14 protein-coding genes and 2 pseudogenes are annotated in these 18,170 nt (G+C 43.6%); 6 read left to right on the forward strand and 10 right to left on the reverse strand.

Annotated elements, in window-relative coordinates; translation table 11 throughout:
• Positions 1-443: 443 nt before the first annotated feature.
• Together ACX5J7_RS05115 and pnp are read right to left on the reverse strand one after the other, a co-directional pair.
• Positions 444-737, reverse strand: a complete 294-nt coding sequence (locus ACX5J7_RS05115) for a DUF1244 domain-containing protein (RefSeq protein WP_498706321.1) — start codon at positions 735-737, stop codon at positions 444-446.
• 161 nt (positions 738-898) lie between these two features.
• The gene (gene pnp / locus ACX5J7_RS05120; protein ID WP_278383442.1) at positions 899-3,010 is read right to left on the reverse strand and encodes a polyribonucleotide nucleotidyltransferase; all 2,112 of its coding nucleotides are present in this window, start codon (positions 3,008-3,010) and stop codon (positions 899-901) included.
• A gap of 394 nt (positions 3,011-3,404) precedes the next feature.
• Between pnp and ACX5J7_RS05125 the strand changes: the two genes are divergently transcribed.
• A complete protein-coding gene (locus ACX5J7_RS05125) occupies positions 3,405-3,959 on the forward strand; it encodes an HNH endonuclease (protein ID WP_474116081.1) in 555 nt (184 codons plus the stop codon).
• 46 nt (positions 3,960-4,005) lie between these two features.
• On the opposite strand, the gene ACX5J7_RS05130 is transcribed toward ACX5J7_RS05125, so the two are convergent.
• The 5 genes and pseudogenes from ACX5J7_RS05130 to ACX5J7_RS05150 form a co-directional block, all read right to left on the reverse strand.
• Positions 4,006-4,956 carry a mechanosensitive ion channel family protein gene (locus ACX5J7_RS05130; protein WP_015067153.1) on the reverse strand — a complete coding sequence of 317 codons (951 nt, stop codon included), beginning with the start codon at positions 4,954-4,956 and terminating at the stop codon, positions 4,006-4,008.
• A 130-nt stretch (positions 4,957-5,086) separates the two neighbouring features.
• On the reverse strand, positions 5,087-6,334 hold the full coding sequence (locus ACX5J7_RS05135) for a glutamate-5-semialdehyde dehydrogenase (RefSeq protein ID WP_015067152.1): 1,248 nt from the start codon (positions 6,332-6,334) through the stop codon (positions 5,087-5,089).
• Positions 6,331-7,440 (reverse strand): glutamate 5-kinase, encoded by a 1,110-nt coding sequence (gene proB / locus ACX5J7_RS05140; protein WP_498706325.1) that lies wholly within the window; start codon positions 7,438-7,440, stop codon positions 6,331-6,333. Before proB ends, ACX5J7_RS05135 begins: the two co-directional genes overlap by 4 nt.
• Before the next feature lie 16 nt (positions 7,441-7,456).
• Positions 7,457-8,973: pseudogene (putP, locus tag ACX5J7_RS05145) on the reverse strand (sodium/proline symporter PutP).
• Positions 8,974-9,414: 441 nt separating this feature from the next.
• The gene (locus ACX5J7_RS05150; RefSeq protein ID WP_498706328.1) at positions 9,415-10,467 is read right to left on the reverse strand and encodes a DNA topoisomerase IB; all 1,053 of its coding nucleotides are present in this window, start codon (positions 10,465-10,467) and stop codon (positions 9,415-9,417) included.
• Positions 10,468-10,999: 532 nt separating this feature from the next.
• On the opposite strand from ACX5J7_RS05150, the gene ACX5J7_RS05155 reads away from it, so the two are divergent.
• Both ACX5J7_RS05155 and ACX5J7_RS05160 read left to right on the forward strand, forming a co-directional pair.
• Positions 11,000-11,557 carry a hypothetical protein gene (locus ACX5J7_RS05155; RefSeq protein ID WP_071959175.1) on the forward strand — a complete coding sequence of 186 codons (558 nt, stop codon included), beginning with the start codon at positions 11,000-11,002 and terminating at the stop codon, positions 11,555-11,557.
• 237 nt (positions 11,558-11,794) lie between these two features.
• Complete coding sequence (locus ACX5J7_RS05160; RefSeq protein ID WP_015067147.1) at positions 11,795-12,625, forward strand: HAD family hydrolase; 831 nt, start codon at positions 11,795-11,797, stop codon at positions 12,623-12,625.
• 112 nt (positions 12,626-12,737) lie between these two features.
• On the opposite strand, the gene ACX5J7_RS05165 is transcribed toward ACX5J7_RS05160, so the two are convergent.
• Positions 12,738-13,442, reverse strand: a complete 705-nt coding sequence (locus tag ACX5J7_RS05165) for an SDR family NAD(P)-dependent oxidoreductase (protein ID WP_071959174.1) — start codon at positions 13,440-13,442, stop codon at positions 12,738-12,740.
• 20 nt (positions 13,443-13,462) lie between these two features.
• Complete coding sequence (locus ACX5J7_RS05170; protein WP_498706330.1) at positions 13,463-13,993, reverse strand: DUF2878 domain-containing protein; 531 nt, start codon at positions 13,991-13,993, stop codon at positions 13,463-13,465.
• A gap of 151 nt (positions 13,994-14,144) precedes the next feature.
• Here ACX5J7_RS05170 and ACX5J7_RS05175 point away from each other — a divergent pair, with 151 nt between their 5' ends.
• The 3 genes and pseudogenes from ACX5J7_RS05175 to ACX5J7_RS05185 all read left to right on the forward strand — a co-directional run bounded on the left by ACX5J7_RS05175 (position 14,145) and on the right by ACX5J7_RS05185 (position 17,791).
• A complete protein-coding gene (locus tag ACX5J7_RS05175) occupies positions 14,145-15,773 on the forward strand; it encodes a diacylglycerol kinase family protein (protein WP_023559689.1) in 1,629 nt (542 codons plus the stop codon).
• Positions 15,774-15,780: 7 nt separating this feature from the next.
• A pseudogene (gene gdhA, locus ACX5J7_RS05180) lies at positions 15,781-17,125 on the forward strand (NADP-specific glutamate dehydrogenase).
• Between the two features lie 210 nt (positions 17,126-17,335).
• Positions 17,336-17,791, forward strand: a complete 456-nt coding sequence (locus ACX5J7_RS05185; RefSeq protein ID WP_015067142.1) for a hemerythrin domain-containing protein — start codon at positions 17,336-17,338, stop codon at positions 17,789-17,791.
• 156 nt (positions 17,792-17,947) lie between these two features.
• On the opposite strand, the gene ACX5J7_RS05190 is transcribed toward ACX5J7_RS05185, so the two are convergent.
• On the reverse strand, positions 17,948-18,106 hold the full coding sequence (locus ACX5J7_RS05190) for a YqaE/Pmp3 family membrane protein (RefSeq protein WP_015067141.1): 159 nt from the start codon (positions 18,104-18,106) through the stop codon (positions 17,948-17,950).
• Positions 18,107-18,170: the final 64 nt, after the last annotated feature.

Genomic DNA, 18,170 nt, shown 5'->3' on the forward strand with positions numbered 1-18,170 from the left:
CTGGATAAAAGAGCGAGTTTAGAAGACTGGTGATGTTGAATGTTGGCGTTTCGGTGTTGATAAAAAGCGCGTTACTAAAGCCGTTGAAACTACCGAAAAAGCAAGCTGCAAAGACAGCCTAGCGAAACAACCTTGATGCCGGAATGTCACGTCCGAACCCACACTTTAATGCTGTGAGTAAATGACGCCTAACAGTTTACTCGTCCCCAAAACGTCATGCTATTCCACACCACTTTCGGGTACTTGTCCTTTTAATTAACCACTACTCTAAACCACAACCACAAGAGAAATAAAGAAAAAAACGTAATGTCGTTTTTCGCTCATTTATTAAAAACACCAAATCATCGTGCAGATGATTTTGGTGTTTTTCACGCAAGCCAAACACAAAAAAGCCAGCTTCCCCTGGCTTCAAAAAAATAATTAAACGTCACTCTATCAAAAAACTACTTCTCCTGCCTAGCAGCCAGCTTCTCCAACTGCTCATCAGTAGCAGGAAGCTGGTGCTTCTCTTTCCACTCTGAATACGGCATTTTGTATACCACTTCGCGGGCGGCTTCGTAGTCGATATCAGCGCCCTGCTCGCCTGCAGCTGCCGAATACCATTTTGCCAAGCAGTTGCGGCAGAAATCCGCCAAAATCATCAGGTCGATGTTCTGAACGTCTTTATTCGCGTCTAAATGTTCTACTAAGCGGCGGAATACCGCTGCTTCTACTTCGGTTTGCGTTTGCTTATCCATTGTTTAGTACCTCTAAAAAAGCGCTTATCGTAATAGTTTGAATCTATGGGTTAACGGGTAAAACCCAACCGGTTATTACTTTTTAAACCTAAAACGAAAAAAGGGAGCCAAGCTCCCTTTTTACTTATATACAGCTAACTAGGTTTAAAACCTAATCGGCATTACTCTGCGTCGTCAGACTTAGGCGCAGGCTTTTCTAGAAGCTCTTTAATGCTTAAACGTACACGGTTCTGGCGGTCGATTTCCATAACCTTAACGTCAACCATCTCACCTTCTTTAAGGTAGTCAGTAACCTTGTTCACACGCTCGTGAGCGATTTGTGAAATGTGAACAAGACCTTCTTTACCTGGAAGTACTTCTACGAACGCACCGAAGTCTACAATACGTGTAATCTTACCGTTGTAAGTCTTACCAACTTCAATTTCAGCCGTTACTTGCTCAATCTTGCTAATAGCGATGTCTGCTTTCGCACGCTCTGTAGCGAAGATTTTGATAGTACCGTCGTCTTCAATCTCGATGTTAGTGTCAGACTCTTCAGTAATTTGACGGATCATTGCGCCGCCTTTACCGATAACGTCACGAATCTTGTCTTGGTCAATCTTCATTGTGTAAATGCGTGGAGCAAATTCACTTAGCTCTTCACGGTGACCGCCAATCGCTTCGTCCATTACGTTAAGAATGTGCAAACGTGCTTCTTTTGCTTGTTTAAGCGCAATTTGCATGATTTCTTTAGTAATACCTTCAATCTTAATGTCCATTTGAAGTGCAGTAATACCGTCGGTAGTACCCGCTACTTTAAAGTCCATGTCGCCAAGGTGATCTTCGTCACCAAGGATGTCTGAAAGTACAACAAAGTTGTCGTCACTCTTAACTAGGCCCATTGCGATACCCGCAACAGACGCTTTAATTGGAACACCCGCATCCATAAGCGCTAGTGAAGTACCACATACCGACGCCATTGAAGATGAACCGTTTGATTCTGTGATTTCAGAAACCACACGTACTACGTACGGGAATTCTTCTTCACTTGGCATTACTGCTTGAATACCACGCTTCGCTAGACGACCGTGACCAATTTCACGACGCTTAGGCGAACCAATCATTCCGGTTTCACCAACACAGTATGGAGGGAAGTTGTAGTGAAGCATGAAACGGCTGTCGCGCTTACCTTGAAGCTCGTCAATCATCTGTGCGTCACGCTCTGTACCAAGAGTCGCTGCAACAATTGCCTGAGTCTCACCACGAGTAAATAGTGCAGAGCCGTGAGTACGAGGAAGAATACCTGTTGCTACGTCTAGTGCACGAATCATTGCAGGCTCACGACCGTCGATACGTGGCGCGCCAGAAAGGATGCGTGAACGTACAACGTCAGATTCAAGATCGTGAAGAAGATCTAGTACTTCTTTCTTGTCTTGTTCTTCGTCTTCAGCAAGGATAGCTTCAAGTGCTTTCTCAGTTACTGCCGTTACTGCGTCTTTACGCTCTAACTTGTCAGAAATCTGGTAAGCCGCTGTCATTTCAGCTTCAGCTAGTGCTTTAACTTTGTCTTTAAGCGCAGTGTTTTCTGCTTCTGGTGCCCAGTCCCACTTCTCAGTGCCAACTTCAGCAGCAAATTCGTTAACCGCGCTAACGACGGTTTGAAGTTGCTCGTGACCGAACATTACCGCACCTAGCATAGTTTCTTCAGAAAGCACGTCAGCTTCTGATTCAACCATAAGTACTGCACCTTCAGTACCCGCAACAACAAGGTCAAGCTGGCTTTCAGCTTGCTCTTCTGCGCGTGTATTTAGAATGTATTCGCCGTTGCTGAAACCAACACGTGCCGCACCAATTGGGCCGTTGAATGGAATACCAGAGATAGCAAGGGCTGCAGAAGTACCAATCATAGAGATGATGTCTGTGGGGATATCTGGGTTAGCAGACATTACAGTAACAACAACTTGTACTTCGTTTTTGAAGCCTTCTGGGAATAATGGGCGAATGGGGCGGTCGATAAGACGCGCAGTCAATGTTTCGCCTTCAGATGGACGACCTTCACGCTTGAAGAAACCACCTGGGATTTTACCCGCAGCGTATGCTTTTTCTTGGTAGTTAACTGTTAGAGGGAAGAAGTCTTGATCTGGCTTGGCTTCTTTTTTACCAACTACTGTTACCAGTACAGACGTGTCGTCCATGCTCGCAAGAACCGCAGCTGTCGCCTGACGAGCAATTACACCCGTCTCTAGAGTTACAGTATGCTGTCCATACTGAAATGATTTAGTAATAGGAGTCACTATTTGTCCTTTAATTTCAATCTTTATTTTATCGCTTTTAAACGCGGCGCATAGTATAACTTTGAAGTGGCGTTAATGCCATTCCCAAATGCAGCCCCACGTGGAATTTGTCGCATTATTTTGTAATCAACTCGGTAATTTACCGCTACCACCTATAGCACCATGACTATATGAAATATCTTTGAAATTTCAAATATTGACTATATTTTCATCATACTGACATAAAACAGCGTATGCTAGAACAAAACGTAAGCTAAACAAGAACGCACATGTCATCTTACATAAAGGTTACAGTAAGCGTATTTATCACAATAAGAACGTCTAATATTAAGGCTTGTTGACCCTTGCACTAGATTAATGGTCACCAGCCTCAAGTGTGCTAAAGGAGATAACCATGTTGGTACTTCGACTTAACAAAGCAGGCATGCCACAAGAGTGGATAGATGTTGAACACGCCGCAAAGCTTTACAGTCAAGATAAGGTGTTGTTTGAACTAGGTAGTGATGGGATAACGCTTAAAGGGGGGTGGAATCACCAAGGGTTGCAAAGTCAACTAACCCTTTCAAGCATAATTGCCTGTGATGGAAAAGTTACTGACCTGTCGGGTAAAGTGGCGCTCACTAATCGGTATTTGTTCCGCCGCGACAGTTATCTATGTATGTACTGTGGCCAAACATTCACGCCCAAACAGCTAACTCGCGACCATATTATCCCCCGCTCTCGCGGCGGGAAAGACGTGTGGACGAATGTAGCTACCGCCTGCCAGCGCTGTAACCATGCCAAAGGGGCTAAAACGCCTGAAGAGGCCAATATGCCGCTTTTAGCCGTGCCATTTAGACCTAACGTTTACGAGCGATTCTATTTAATGAACAGGCGCATATTAGCCGACCAAATGGCATTTTTAGAAGGGCACTTTTCTCATCAACGAAATTGGACATGCCACGAATAACAGGCAGCGGCCGGAGTTGATCAACCGACCGCCCTCAAATGCGTTTTTATAAGCCTGTACTTGACGTCGTTTGTTGGTCTGTTGTCGTCGCAGACGGGGAAATGTTGGTGTTAAATTCGCTTTGTTGTTGCATTAACATCGCTTGTTCTTCCTTTTGCGCTCTAAACCACAGGCTTAGCCAATCTGAACACATCTTGTGTTCAAGTTCATGAGCTTCCGCAGTTGGGCAAAACAAACTCACCTTTACCACTACTTTGGCTAGTTCGTTCGTTTTGATTTCCACTTCTGGGTCAATACGAATAAACTCTTGTTCTAAATGACGTTCAATCAGGCCTTTATAGCGCTCTGCTACGTCGCGAAAGTATTCGCAATGAGCTTGTGCGCGAGCGTGAAACGCCGGTAACAAGCTATAGGCATTGACTGTAGGCTCATTCACTATTTCAAAAGAGTGGAGACGATAACGACGCATAAAGTTAAGGTTGCGTACGGTTTGGGTTACGAGCTGGCTATTAGGCACATACACGTGCTTTCCTGTGTAGTTGAAGGTCTCGGGATCAACTTCTAGCAACGCCGTTTTAGCCCAGTCCATTTCCACCACTTCACCAATAATATTATTCATTTGGATCCAGTCCCCTACTCTAAAGGGCCGGGCGCCAAGGTAATAAATGAAACCCATGAAGCACTGAATAAACTCGCGGGTAGCAAGCACAATTGCAACCATGAATGCAGCGATAGATATAGCAAGCGTTTGTATTTCAGAGCTCCACACCATCATCAATACAATGATGATAAAGGCGTTCCCTAACTGCTCTAAAATATTAATCTGGTTTCTTCTATCTTCCCCGCGCTGAGAGCTGATGCGCCTTATCAGCAACAGCATACCTTTTTTGATGAAGTGCAATACAATTAAAAGTAGTAGTGATGTTAGCAGTTTATACTCATTGGCAAACGCAATAAGCTGATTCCATAACTGCGTGGGGTCTATCACAATCTCCATGTATGCTCCGTCTGTGCTACGAGGGTAAATCTTTGAATAAAAATAAAAAAGCGCCGACGAATGTCAGCGCTTTTTATTATGAAGCATGTAAACTCGTGGCACAATGCCGACCAGTTATAACTGCAGTCATTTAGTCACGAATTTGTCCTTCACCGTTCACAAGGTACTTCTCTGAAGTCAGTGACTCTAAGCCCATTGGGCCGTAAGCATGCAGTTTGGTTGTAGCGATACCAATTTCCGCACCTAAACCAAGCTGGCTACCGTCAGAGAAACGAGAAGAAGCGTTTACCATTACCACACTCGCGTCTACCGCGCGCTGGAACAGCTTACCTTTCTCGGCATCTTCGGTAATGATAACCTCGGTGTGGTTACTACCGAACTGAGCAATATGGTCTACTGCCCCTTCGAAGTCATCTACAACGCGAATTGCGATTTCTAAACCTAGGTACTCTTCACCGTATGCGTCTTCTGCAATTACGTCAGCGCCATCGAAATATTGGCTACCTTTTTTGTTAACGTGAACCTTCACGCCTTTTTCTTTGAAGGCATCGGCCACTTTAGGTAAGAAATCACCCGCTACCGCTTGGTGAACGACTAAACCTTCTAGAGCATTACACACACCAGTACGCTGTGTTTTACCGTTTAGAAGAATGGCTAACGCCTTTTCTAAATCAGCGTCTTTATCCACGTATAAATGACACACGCCTTTAAAGTGCTGAATTACTGGCACTTTTGCGTTATCAGTAACGTAATTAATAAGACCTTCACCACCACGAGGGATAATTACGTCGATGTAATCACGCTGCTCCATCAACTCTTGCATAAGCGCACGATCTGGATTTGGAACCACGGTTACCAAAGCTTTCGGCAAGTTGTGCTTTTCGAGTACGTCTTGCATTAACTCAGCAATGGCTAAGCTGGTATCAAGCGCTTCTTTACCACCACGTAATATAACTGCATTACCCGATTTGAAGCACAGCGCGCCTGCATCGGCAGTAACATTAGGTCGTGCTTCGTAAATCATGCACACAACGCCAAGAGGAATACGCATTTTTTTGATTTCGATACCGTTTGGACGTGTACCGATAACGCGCTCTTTACCTACCGGATCATCAAGCTCTACAATAACTTCAATCCCTTCTGCCATAGATTCGATACGCTCTTCATTAAGAATTAAGCGGTCGATCATTGCAGCGTCTAAATTGTTGTCTTTCGCTCGCGCTACTTCTTTTTCGTTTACTTCAATTATTTTGCTTTTATTTTCACGAATAGCCGCGGCCATATCAGTTAACACCGCGTTTTTCTGGCTCTCACTTAAAATCGCCAGTGTACGTGCAGCTTTTTTCGCCTGTTGTGCTAACTCTGTAATAATACTCATTCTTTCTCCAGATTTGCTATGTGCTGATCAGAAATAATTGGCCCCGTTTTTTCTTCAAACTCGTGGGCAAATTCGTCGTTTTCCTGATTCGCAATGAAATTCAATAAACAGCTACTGTAATTCGATTTCGCTTTCACTAGCTTAGTACCGTCTTCTTTACGTACTAATATGGTGTCGCCGACCGAGAACTCACCTTTCACATCAATAATTTCGCTGCTGGTAAGCTGCTCTGCGTCGCTGTGTAGAGAGTCATCGAAATCTCCCTCTACTATAACCTCGCCCTGCGCGTTTGACGTATGGCGCATCCAATGCACATTTTCTTGCATTGGCTTGGCGTGAGGTTTGAAATGCGTACCCGGGTTTTCACCCGACAACAGCATGTTAAACGACAGCTCAGTAAAGCCGTTAATAATATATGTATCTATACCATGCGAAACGGCTTTTTCCGCCGCTTCAATTTTTGTGCGCATGCCGCCGGTGCCTACACCGCCTTTAACCGCATCACCAGCCATGTCATAAATGCTTTGGTCGATGGTATCAACCGACTTGAGCATTTTTGCGTCGTCATGTTCGTGGGGGTTCTTATCGTATAACCCATCGATGTCTGAACAGATAATCAGTGCGTCTGCTTCAGCTGCCGACGCTACCATGGCTGACAAGTTATCGTTGTCACCTACTTTCAATTTATCGGTAGTGACCGTGTCGTTCTCGTTCACGATAGGTAGAATATTGTTATCCAATAAGCTAAATATCGTTTCACGGATACTCACGTACCGCTCTCTGTCGCGCAAGTCGGCGTGAGTTAGAAGCATCTGTGCCGAAGGGAAGTCAAACAGTCTGTCCCATGTGGCAATCATTTCGGTTTGGCCTGCAGCTGCCATTGCTTTTTTAACCGCAATATCAGATTTTTCTTGCTCTGGAAACAAATGCGCGCCAGCTGCGACTGAGCCAGAAGACACCAATACTACCTGTGTGCCGTTGGCTCTGCATCGCACGATAAACTGTGCAATACTCAGCAAATAGTGACTGCTACAACCCTGCTGGTTGGGCGATATTAATGCACTACCTACTTTGATGACTACGCGTTTCCAATTAGGATGACTCATAATAAACTTTTTAACCTTAAGATTGTTGATTCGCTAATTCTTCACTGGCTTGCGCAAACGTTGCCTGTACGTTTTTCGATGGGTTCTCGCCGAAACGGCTTACCCCATAAAGTGTTAACGTACTTACCGCAAACCCTGGAATAATTTCATAAATAACGCTGCTTAACGTTTTACCGTCAGCTAAAACCGGGGCATAAATCCAAAACAGCACGGTTACCGCACCACTCACCATACCTGCCATGGCCGCTTTCGCTGTTAGGTCCTTTTTATACAGACAAAACAGGACTAATGGACCAAATGCAGCACCAAAACCGGCCCAAGCGTTACTTACTAAAGATAAAATTGTATTTGACGCGTCCATAGCTAGCAGTAGCGCAACAACTGCAACCCCCGCTACACCATAACGCCCGATTGTTACCGTTTGCTTTTCGCTAAGTGTTTTTTGTGGTGACTTTTTATTCACCAATACGCGATAAATGTCTTCCGTCAATGAACTCGCACTAACAAGTAACTGTGACGAAATTGTACTCATAATCGCTGCCAAAATAGCGGCCATCAAAAAACCACTAATAAGTGGATGAAACAGCAATTTGAGAAAAAATAATAAAAAATTGTTTCAGGGTCGTCTACCGCTAGGCCAAACTGATTGGCATAAGCAATACCGACAAACCCGGTCGCTAAAGCGCCTATGATTGTCACTGTCATCCACGACATGCCAATGTTGCGCGCAGTGCTAATAGCGTTAACAGAACGAATAGCCATAAAGCGAACAATAATGTGTGGCTGACCGAAATAACCTAAGCCCCACCCTAAACTTGATAACAAACCTACGATGGTCAGTGTTTCAAGAGACGCCGAAAAACCCGGTACAGATTGATAAGCTGCACTTGTCATCTGCGATACACTATCGAATTCGGTAAAGGCAACGATTGGCACCAGTACCAGTGCAACGAACATGATACAGCCTTGAACGAAGTCGGTAAGACTTACCGCTAGGAAGCCGCCTAGCAATGTGTAAGACACCACCACACCCAGCGTGATAAACAAGCCAAGTTGATAGTCTACTGAAAATGCACTTTCAAAAAGCTTCCCGCCCGCTACAAGTCCTGCTGACGTGTACAGTGTAAAAAACAGTACAATAATTACCGCAGAGACAATGCGTAAGCTCGCGTTGGGCGTATTAAAGCGTTTTGCAAAAAACTCAGGCACGGTTAACGAGTCGTCAGCTACTTCGGTATAAACACGGAGTTTAGGCGCGACTAAGAGATAATTGGCTAATGCACCTGCTACTAGCCCTATTGCAATGTAAACGGCATCGAAACCGGTTAAATACATTGCGCCAGGAAGGCCCATTAACATCCAACCTGACATGTCAGATGCACCCGCTGATAGCGCGGTAACTTGAGGGCTTACTTGTCGCCCTCCTAAGATGTAACCAGAAATATCACTGGTAGATTGTCGGTAAGCAAACAACCCTATCCCTAGCATTGCGATAAAATATACTGCTAGTGACAGGTAACTTTCCATTGGCATAACGTGGGTTATTTCCTCTATTGCTCTCGAAAACTCTATATTGATTATTGCGAGAGGTCGCTAAAGATCTTTAAATGAAATTAGTGCGTTTGCCTGTGTGAGTAACGAAGGCGCCTTTCAAAAACGCTTTAGTAAAAAACCGTTTTTGAAATTTTTAAACGCAAAATTCAATCGAGCAATAATCATTAGAGTTCAAACAATATAAGGATTTGAAAAAATATTTCAAGTTTAATTTTTATACAACTTGATTTAAAACACATTCGTAGGCTTTTCTGTGCCAACAATGTTTCACATAACATTTCACTTTTTATAAATTAAATAACCTTTACTATTCAAGATGTTACAAAGTTAGCGCAAGGCATGAAACATTTTAACTTTGCGCGAAATGGTTATAAATCGCCTCACTTTACTTCCAGCTAAAACATTTTTAGGGTAAACCCATCACTCATTGCTCTTAGTAGAAATAACATCCAAAAGAAGCTTTTCTATAGGCAGCAATTGCGTGATATGTGTACAATCTTCACCAGCCAGCGATCGCACACGATTTAGCGTCTTTTCGAAAGCCTCCCTCTGGTTTTTAATAGCAAATAGTTTCGGGTGAATATAATATTTTCTGCAAACCGCTGGCGTATTGCCTAGTTCAGCTGATACGGTTTTACTTAATGTGCTTTCCCACTTTTTAGTTTTTGAACTTGCTACACGTTCATATACGTTGGGCATCACCGTTAGGGCAAAACGGCTCGACGCCCAAGTCCTAAAGTCCTTACAACTAAATTGTTCGCTCAGCTTCTCATGTATAAACGCGTTCACATCTTCGCTCGTTACATCGTGCCATTGTTTACGGTGATCTTGATAGCGAAATAAGCAATAACCTTGTTGTTGAGCGCAATCACATATTAAAGACGCCAATTCTGGGTCATTCACTTTCAGGGTTCGCGGTTTCCCATGTTTTCCTATGTACGCAAGTTCTACACTGTCGTCGCACTGCGCCTGAACGTGTTTGCGTCGCAGCGTCGTAAGCCCATAGGTGTTGTTCTCTTTACTGTATTGCGTATTCCCTACCCTAGCGCCGGTGTAGTCTAATAAAAGACAAACAAGCGCGCATGCGCGCTCTAGCGTCCAGGAAGATTGAGAAATGAGAGAAATGCAATGCTCTCGAAACGCTGGAAGGGCATTGCCAAAAGCAATCAACCGCTCAAACTTTTGTACCTGCTGTTGCTCATGCCACTTCTCATGATAAATGTATTGCTTACGGCCTTTTTCATCGTATCCAATCGCCTGAACACTCGCCTTACTGTCGCGGCTGATAAAGGTATCTCGCCAATTCGGTGGGATAACTAGTTTCTTTATGCGGTTTATCACACGTTGACCGGTAACTTTCTTACCACTGGCGTACCGATAGTAAAAACGTTTATTTCCGCACGCAATGCGCTTAATTGATAGGTGGCTATCATCTTCATGCACATTACAATAGCCTTTTATCCGTTTTTTCAAAGCATTCTCCCTTTTAGCGCGTTCCGTATTAATACAGGTTTATGGTTTTATGAACCGCCTGACTGTGAATACAAATTACAAGTTATACAGAAGAATTGATCACATCATCTTTTAATAGTGTGCCTGCTTTTGATTATTACTCGCTAAATACGCTGTAACATTTTTTCACTGCCCGTGTAAAATTATCTCAATAAGGTAATGCTAGCGTTAACTTCCACCCGGCTTAGTGGGTAAATCTCTGTGCTTCCCACCTTAACTTCTACCTGAAAACCTTCTTTAACTTCTTTTAACAATGCGATTAAAGCCTTTATAAAACAGCCTGTTAAAAGATGAAAACGAAAAATTTAAACTAAAGTATAAAGCGTATAATACGTTCATAGGAATGCAACTTGTATAGATAGATACATTAGAGAAAACTTTTAGCTGTTACCGGGTAACGTAAGTCTTTTTACCACTGTGAAACGTTTAGCGAAGAGACGTTGAAACCAGGGTTTGCTAAGCACACGGTTTAAATTGAAGTAAGGATTCAATAATGAGTATTCAAAATTCAGACAATGAAAATTTCAGAGCCAGCGTTGTTTCTAACGATGAACTACAAGTAGCAGCGGTGTTCACTTCTAAACAAAAAGTGAACGAAGTTATCAATATTGTACAAGATGAAACATCGGTGGAAACCTCACAAATTGAAGTGGTGGAAGCGGGCGATGCAAAAATGAGTGAAAAGCTTGAGCGCAACAGTGCATCTATCGGTAAGAGTATGTGGTCGTCTCATTTACTGCTTGGTGCTGTAGGCTTAGTTGTCGGGCTTATTGCTGCGTTTCTGCTTACGCAGTTTGGCCCTGCTTTAACGCAGCAAAACCCTCTGTTTACCTATATCGCACTAATAAGCCCGGGCTTATTCATCGGTTTGTTTGTGGCAGGCTTGATTGGACTACGCCCTGACAGAAATGAAGTAATACAGACAGTTCGTCATGCGGTTAGATATGGTAAGGTTGCACTTGTTATTAACTTAAAGAAAACGCAATCGGCTTCGCAAGTCACTAAGCTACTTAAGCAACATTCAGATAATGTTGTCGAGTCTATTCGCTAGTCGGGGTTGTCAGCCACTCTTCAACTTGGTAGAGCAAAGGAGCGATTATGCTAAGCCATGCTTATCATGTATTGGATGATAGATGTTATGTGTTAGATGTTGGGTGTTAGATGTTGGGTGTAGTGCTCGCTACTTAGCAATTATCTTAAGAGGCAATATACGAACCATTGGCGTATATTGCCTTTCGCGTTATTCAAAACCTTATTATTACTGTTGTAGAAACTGGGCATCAATTGTATGGATTTAATATTTTTTGATTTAGACGGGACATTATTGAACAAGTCCTCTCAAATCTCATCGTTTACCAAAGAGACCTTAGCACTACTCGGTGAAAAAGATATCGCCTTTACCGTCGCGACAGGGCGCACTATGCATTCTGCTCAGTTCGTATTAGAGGGGCAGTCTTTCTTGCTGCCTCATATTTACAACAATGGTGTCGCAATTTGGGACCCGTCGGGCAATGCCCTTACGTTAGAAAACCTTTTAGCGCCAAGTGAAGTTAACCTTATTATTGAGCATGCAGTCAAAAACAATATTACGCCATTTATCAATACGGTGAATATGGACAGCCCTAATCACGAACATGTGATTTATCATTCGACACCTAAATACCAAGTAGAGCGTGATTTAATTGAAAAATATTTTTCTAGAACTAAGGCGAAACTTGCCACTATTGAATCACTTCCGGCAACCGCGCATATAACCAATATCAGCATGATTGGAGATGCAGCGCTTGTATACGATATGTATCAACAATTAAACATGCATGATGAACTTATCGCCTACTCTGGCCCAGCAATAGAGGGTGACGAGTACCGTTGGATGGATGTGCACCACAAGCTAGCGAGTAAAGGCAGTGCCGTTGAGCTTTTGAGAAACCAGCTTGGCGCCAGCAATGTGATTTGCTTTGGAGATAGTGACAACGACTTAAGTATGTTTGAACTTGCGGATGAAGCCTACGCGCCATCGAATGCTAAACCTTATATCAAAGACGCAGCAACATCCGTTATTGGCCACCACGATGAAGACGGCATAGCTCGCTTTTTAAGAGAGCGTTTTTCACTCTAGGTAGTGATAGAACGTAAAAGCACCGCTTAGGCGTAAAGTAACGAACACGCTACGCAACTATCATTATACCGGCCCAGTCGAGATTCTCTAACTGGGCCACTAGCATGAATAATTACCAGTCGATAGGCTCTCGGTCTTTTAGAAATTGACCGTGCGGGCCGCCCTCCTCGATCGTCGCTAACCAAATAGCAGTGTCAGCCCCTTCCTTAGGTGTCTTAGGCGCATCGCTGCCACCCATTCTGGTGTGTACCCAACCTGGTGTCATACTATTAACTTTGACATTAAGCGAGCCGCTATCGGATGCTTCGTCTACCACTGCTGCCATCTTCACTGTTAACGCGTTCAGCGCGGCTTTCGACAACGCATAGCTAAGTGGCCCCTTTAACCCTTCAGCAAAACTACCGTAGCTTGAACTCACGTTAATAATTCTACCAAACCCACGGTCGATCATTTGGGGAAGGGTTTGCTGAATAAGGGTAAGCGGCGCATTCACATTAACTTGCATAGACTTGGCAAGCGTCTCTGCGTTAACCTCATCCCAGGGTGTATCATCTAACACCCCAGCGTTATTAATTAAAATATCTATGGGGCCATACACGGCTTCTGTACGAACTAGGGCGTCTACAATAGCCGTTTCGTTGTCTAAGGGCATTTCTATAATATGAAGGTCTCCGCCAACGGTATCTTTTTTCGCTTCAAGACCTGATTCTTCGTCTCTACACCCCATTAGCACTTTGTAGCCTTTCGAGAGCATTCCCTTTACTATTTCCAAACCTATTCCGCGATTGCCACCGGTAACTAAAACGTTCTTCGTCATTGCCAATACACTCCTTGCTTTCACGCTTGGGACAGTTTTGCCTCAAAACGATTGGATAGATAAAAACAAAGTGGGAACACCACGCTCCACACTAGGGCGATGAAAATATAAGAAAACAGTATGCTCGCACCAAGCTCAACGGCACCAAATTTAGCGCCGGCAATGTAACTAAGTGGAGCGAATACAGCGCCTGCGATAGAAGCAAGAACAGGGCGGCCTTTGAACACGGTCAAACTGTGATATACGGTGCCGGCAAACGCAACCCAAAGCAAACTCAGCCAAATAGGAATGGGCCAAAAAGAAAGCAGCGCCTTTGTCTCGTTGAAAATGAAAAGACCACTGTAAGTGAGCAGTGCGTCAACTAGCGTGCCTAACACAAATACCGCGCTCATTAGCTTAATATCTTCAATGCGTTTTGAAGACAAAAAGAGCCAAAGCGCAATCAAGCCCAAAACAGGTATCACGGCTTGGTTCTGAAATAGAATAACGAGCCACCAAACCCCCTGAAACCAGGCGAAGTTTACAACTTTAACTACTGCACTATCTTTCATTTAAAACACTCATATTTTCATTATCAAAGCATACGTTAGCCAGAACGTGTTAGTTCAAACCTATTACCTTAAAAAGTAAACGAAAACACAGTTGGACAAGTATAGATGCATAGGCTATTTACTTTTTCCAATTACAAAGGATGTGTCTAACGTGAAAATGGTGAAGTATTACGTACTAGGTGCAATTGCAGCCTTAGTATTAACGTTTATCTTACCGATAATCGTATTGAAATTGCTGTTTGGATGGGTTGCTTTTTCACTAATAGCAGTAAGTAGCGCCTACTTGCTGAACTACCCTAGCCTCTTTCGTAAACGCGAAGACGGCTCTATTCCATTTTATATTCGCTGGGTTTTCATTCCTTTTCTGTTAGGTACTGGGCTTTACAATGCGTATGCGCGCCGAACAGATAAAGTACCGCCGCTTCAAAAAATCGAGCCCAATTTGTTTTTGGGCTGTCGAATGTCAAGCAAACACGTTCCTTTGCTTAACAAAAATAATATCGACGCTATTTTAGATGTGACAGCTGAATTTGATGGCCTTGACTGGACGGCCTACCAAGAAGATTATCGCTATTTAAATGTTCCCGTGCTGGATCACACAAGCCCCACACCTGAACAGTTAGTATTGGCCATTAACTGGCTAAACCAACAAATATCGGCAAACAAAAATGTGGTTGTTCATTGTGCGCTTGGTCGTGGCCGCTCTGTATTAGTCGTCGCCGCCTATTTGCTTGCGAAGAATCCAGACTTGACCGTAGAGCAAGCACTTTCACAAATAAATCAAATCCGTCAAACAGCAAGGTTGAATAAACGCCAATTGGCATCACTTCAAAAAGTAAGAGACGGCGGGTTGTTGTCACTTCAGAAGAAACTAACGCTTATCGTTAACCCCGTATCAGGTGGTGGAAAATGGGCGCAGTATAAAGAAGATGTATTGTCTCGGCTTAACGAAAAGTTTGAAGTTACCGTAAAAGAAACCACACCGGACGTTGACGGAAAAGCCCTAGCAGAGGCGGCAAGAGATGACGGCGTTGACATTGTAATAGCGTGTGGTGGAGACGGTACCTTAACCGAGGTGGCATCGGCGCTAGTTAATACAAACGTTACCATGGGCATCATCCCTTTTGGTACTGCGAATGCGTTAAGCCAGGTATTGCACGGCTATATCAGTAAAGTAATGCCTGTTAGTACCGCTTGCGACATCATCATCGAAGGGAATACGCTTAACATTGATACCGCCACATGCAACGACCGTGTAATGCTGTTGGTAGCAGCGGTAGGCTTTGAAGAAAAAATGATTTCATCTGCCGACCGTGAAGAAAAAGATATGGGTGGGCAATTCGCCTATTTAAAAGGTTTATGGAACGCCATATCCAACAACGAAAACATGACTTTTAGCGTTGAAATAGAAGGTCGCGAAGCCGAGAATTTTGAAACTCCAAGCTTTGTTATTGCTAATGCAGCGCCGATGACTACAGCACTCGCCCAAGGTGCAGAGCAACCTAATATTACAGATGGCAAGTTAGACTTAACATGGCTTGAGCCACAAACCACATCCGACAAACAATTTTTGTCGCTAGCAGAGCTTGTGTTAAGCCCTGCTGATGCAAAAAAACAATCAGATTCTATACGTCATGAACGCGCAGCAACTATCACTTTAACGTTTGATAAACCGACAGCCTATGCCGTAGACGGCGAAATTTATGAAGGGAACTCACTTACAATAAAAACCGTTCCTCGCAGTCTTACAGTGCTGACAAATTTTAGCAATAAGGATTAAGTAGTCCATGGCAGAACAAAGTAATTTGGATGAAATAACCACGTTTCTTAACGATAAATTTTCTGGCGAAACTGAATACCTTCAAGCCACTCACGAAGTACTTCAAGATATTGTTCCTATATACAATGCCAATGCGCACTACAAAGCGTTTGATATTGTTAGACGCCTCTGCCTTGCGGAGCGAATTATTAACTTTACTGTCTCGTGGATGAATAGCGAAGGTAACATTGAAGTAAATCAGGGGTGGCGTGTACAACACAACTCAGCGATGGGGCCATATAAAGGCGGTCTACGCTTTCACCCTACCGTAAATTTATCCGTGCTTAAATTCCTAGCGTTTGAACAGTGCTTTAAAAATGCATTGACCGGGCTGCCAATGGGTGGAGGAAAAGGCGGCTCAGATTTTAACCCTAAGGGGCGTTCAGATCGTGACATCATGTTGTTTTGCCAAGCATTTATGCGTGAGTTGCAACGACATATAGGCGCAAATACCGATGTACCCGCAGGCGACATTAATGTGGGGGCAAGAGAAATCGGGTATTTATATGGTGAATACCGCAGGTTAAATAATAAGTTTGAAGGCGTACTCACCGGCAAAGGCTTAGAGTTTGGTGGTAGCTATGTTCGAACCGAAGCAACAGGTTTTGGCCTCATCTACGTTTTTAAATGCGGTGTGCCAGTATAAAAAGACCGACCTTAAGGGCAAAACAGTGACAGTATCTGGAGCCGGAAATGTCGCCCTTCATGCCGCCTTAAAAGCCGTTGAAAAAGGCGCTAAGGTAATTTCACTATCTAACAGCCGAGGGCTTTTACATAGTGAGAGCGGATTAAGTGATAAAAACCTGAGGTGGGCAATTGAAAATCATGCTTCAAGTGAAAACATACTCTATGACATGGCTGAACAAAATATGGGGGCGTGGGTAGCGGATAAAAAACCTTGGCACCTTAAATGCGACATAGCGCTCCCCTGTGCCACGCAAAACGAACTGCAAGAAGAAGATGCCAACGCACTGCTTAACAACGGATGTAAAATGGTATTAGAAGGTGCCAATATGCCTTGCACTACCGACGCGCAAAAACAGTTTTTTGACGCCAAAATAACCTACGTACCGGGCAAGGCATCTAATGCTGGAGGCGTTGCACTTTCAGGCTTAGAAATGGGTCAAAATGCTATGTTCAATCAGCGTGACGCCAGCGCGTTAGACGAACAGCTTTGCTCGATTATGAACAGTATTCACGAACGCTGTGTAATCGAAGGTAAGCGTGAAGATGGCTATGTCGATTATATGAAGGGGGCGAATATTGCGGCTTTCAGGCGGCTCGCCGATGCCATGCTAGCGCAAGGTGTTTAAGTCTCGCTATGAACAAATGGTTCGGAATATAAACCGTTGAGAATATATTGGTAACGCGCTATGTAAATCTTGCGCTGTTGTTTAATGCCTAGGCATTATTCAACAGCATTAAAATTAAAAAGCGTTTTAAATCAATTACAAAGAATAGCGGAAAGCATGGAACAAAAATCGCATTGGTTAGTAAGTATTTAACCATTTGAGGGATCTTCCATGAAAATATTTGAAGCACTGCGCCAAGACCATGAAAAGCAACGTTTGCTGCTTAAGATTCTCGCCGAAACAAGCGGCAACACTGCGGCACGTCGCGAGTACTATGAAGCACTTAAAACTCAGCTAGAGAGTCATGCTATCGCTGAAGAGCGACATTTTTATACCCATCTGCTAGAAAAGGATGCCACTGTCGACTTAACTCGTCATGGCATTGCAGAACATCATGAAATTGATGAACTGCTAGGTAAACTCGACGAAACTGATATGAGCTCGCCCGCTTGGCTACGTCATTTAAAAACGTTACAAGAAAAAGTTGAACATCACCTCGCGGATGAGGAACAAGAGTTCTTTCAAGTGGCGGGGAATGTACTAAACGATAGTCAGAAAACCAAGCTTGCTAACGCCTATCGCGAAGAAATGAAAAAAGAGCTAGACGAAGAAAAAGTTACAGCCTAGTACTAGATAGCCTCACTATCTAAAGTGAGGCTATCGTTTTACGGCAACCAAAAACAAAAGCCAGCTTTTATAGCTGGCTTTTTTAATTTTTCACTTTGTACCACGTTTGATAGAAAAGGCGCGAGATTAACGCCCCTCTTCTTACGCCAGTAAGCGCTACTTTTTAGCGATAATGTAAATGGCGTGGATAACCCCTGGAAAGTAGCCTAGGATGGTTAGCAGAATATTAATCCAGAAATGAGCGCCTAGCCCAACTTGAAGAAACACGCCCAGCGGTGGTAGTAAAATCGATAGTAGTATACGAATGATGTCCATAATAAATTCCTTGTTTTTGAATTAATTTCACAACTCAATGGGCAAAATACTCACAGTTTAGAGA

The sequence above is a fragment of the Alteromonas infernus genome, assembly GCF_902705815.1.

Excerpts from the sequence above, each read along its gene's own strand:
- ACX5J7_RS05125 (WP_474116081.1), top strand. The coding sequence starts at position 3,405 with ATGTTGGTACTTCGACTTAACAAAGCAGGCATGCCACAAGAGTGGATA.
- ACX5J7_RS05165 (WP_071959174.1), bottom strand. The coding sequence starts at position 13,442 with ATGACGAAGAACGTTTTAGTTACCGGTGGCAATCGCGGAATAGGTTTG.
- ACX5J7_RS05115 (WP_498706321.1), bottom strand. The coding sequence starts at position 737 with ATGGATAAGCAAACGCAAACCGAAGTAGAAGCAGCGGTATTCCGCCGC.
- ACX5J7_RS05130 (WP_015067153.1), bottom strand. The coding sequence starts at position 4,956 with ATGGAGATTGTGATAGACCCCACGCAGTTATGGAATCAGCTTATTGCG.
- proB (WP_498706325.1), bottom strand. The coding sequence starts at position 7,440 with ATGAGTCATCCTAATTGGAAACGCGTAGTCATCAAAGTAGGTAGTGCA.
- ACX5J7_RS05170 (WP_498706330.1), bottom strand. The coding sequence starts at position 13,993 with ATGAAAGATAGTGCAGTAGTTAAAGTTGTAAACTTCGCCTGGTTTCAG.
- ACX5J7_RS05160 (WP_015067147.1), top strand. The coding sequence starts at position 11,795 with ATGGATTTAATATTTTTTGATTTAGACGGGACATTATTGAACAAGTCC.
- ACX5J7_RS05155 (WP_071959175.1), top strand. The coding sequence starts at position 11,000 with ATGAGTATTCAAAATTCAGACAATGAAAATTTCAGAGCCAGCGTTGTT.
- ACX5J7_RS05135 (WP_015067152.1), bottom strand. The coding sequence starts at position 6,334 with ATGAGTATTATTACAGAGTTAGCACAACAGGCGAAAAAAGCTGCACGT.
- ACX5J7_RS05185 (WP_015067142.1), top strand. The coding sequence starts at position 17,336 with ATGAAAATATTTGAAGCACTGCGCCAAGACCATGAAAAGCAACGTTTG.
- ACX5J7_RS05190 (WP_015067141.1), bottom strand. The coding sequence starts at position 18,106 with ATGGACATCATTCGTATACTACTATCGATTTTACTACCACCGCTGGGC.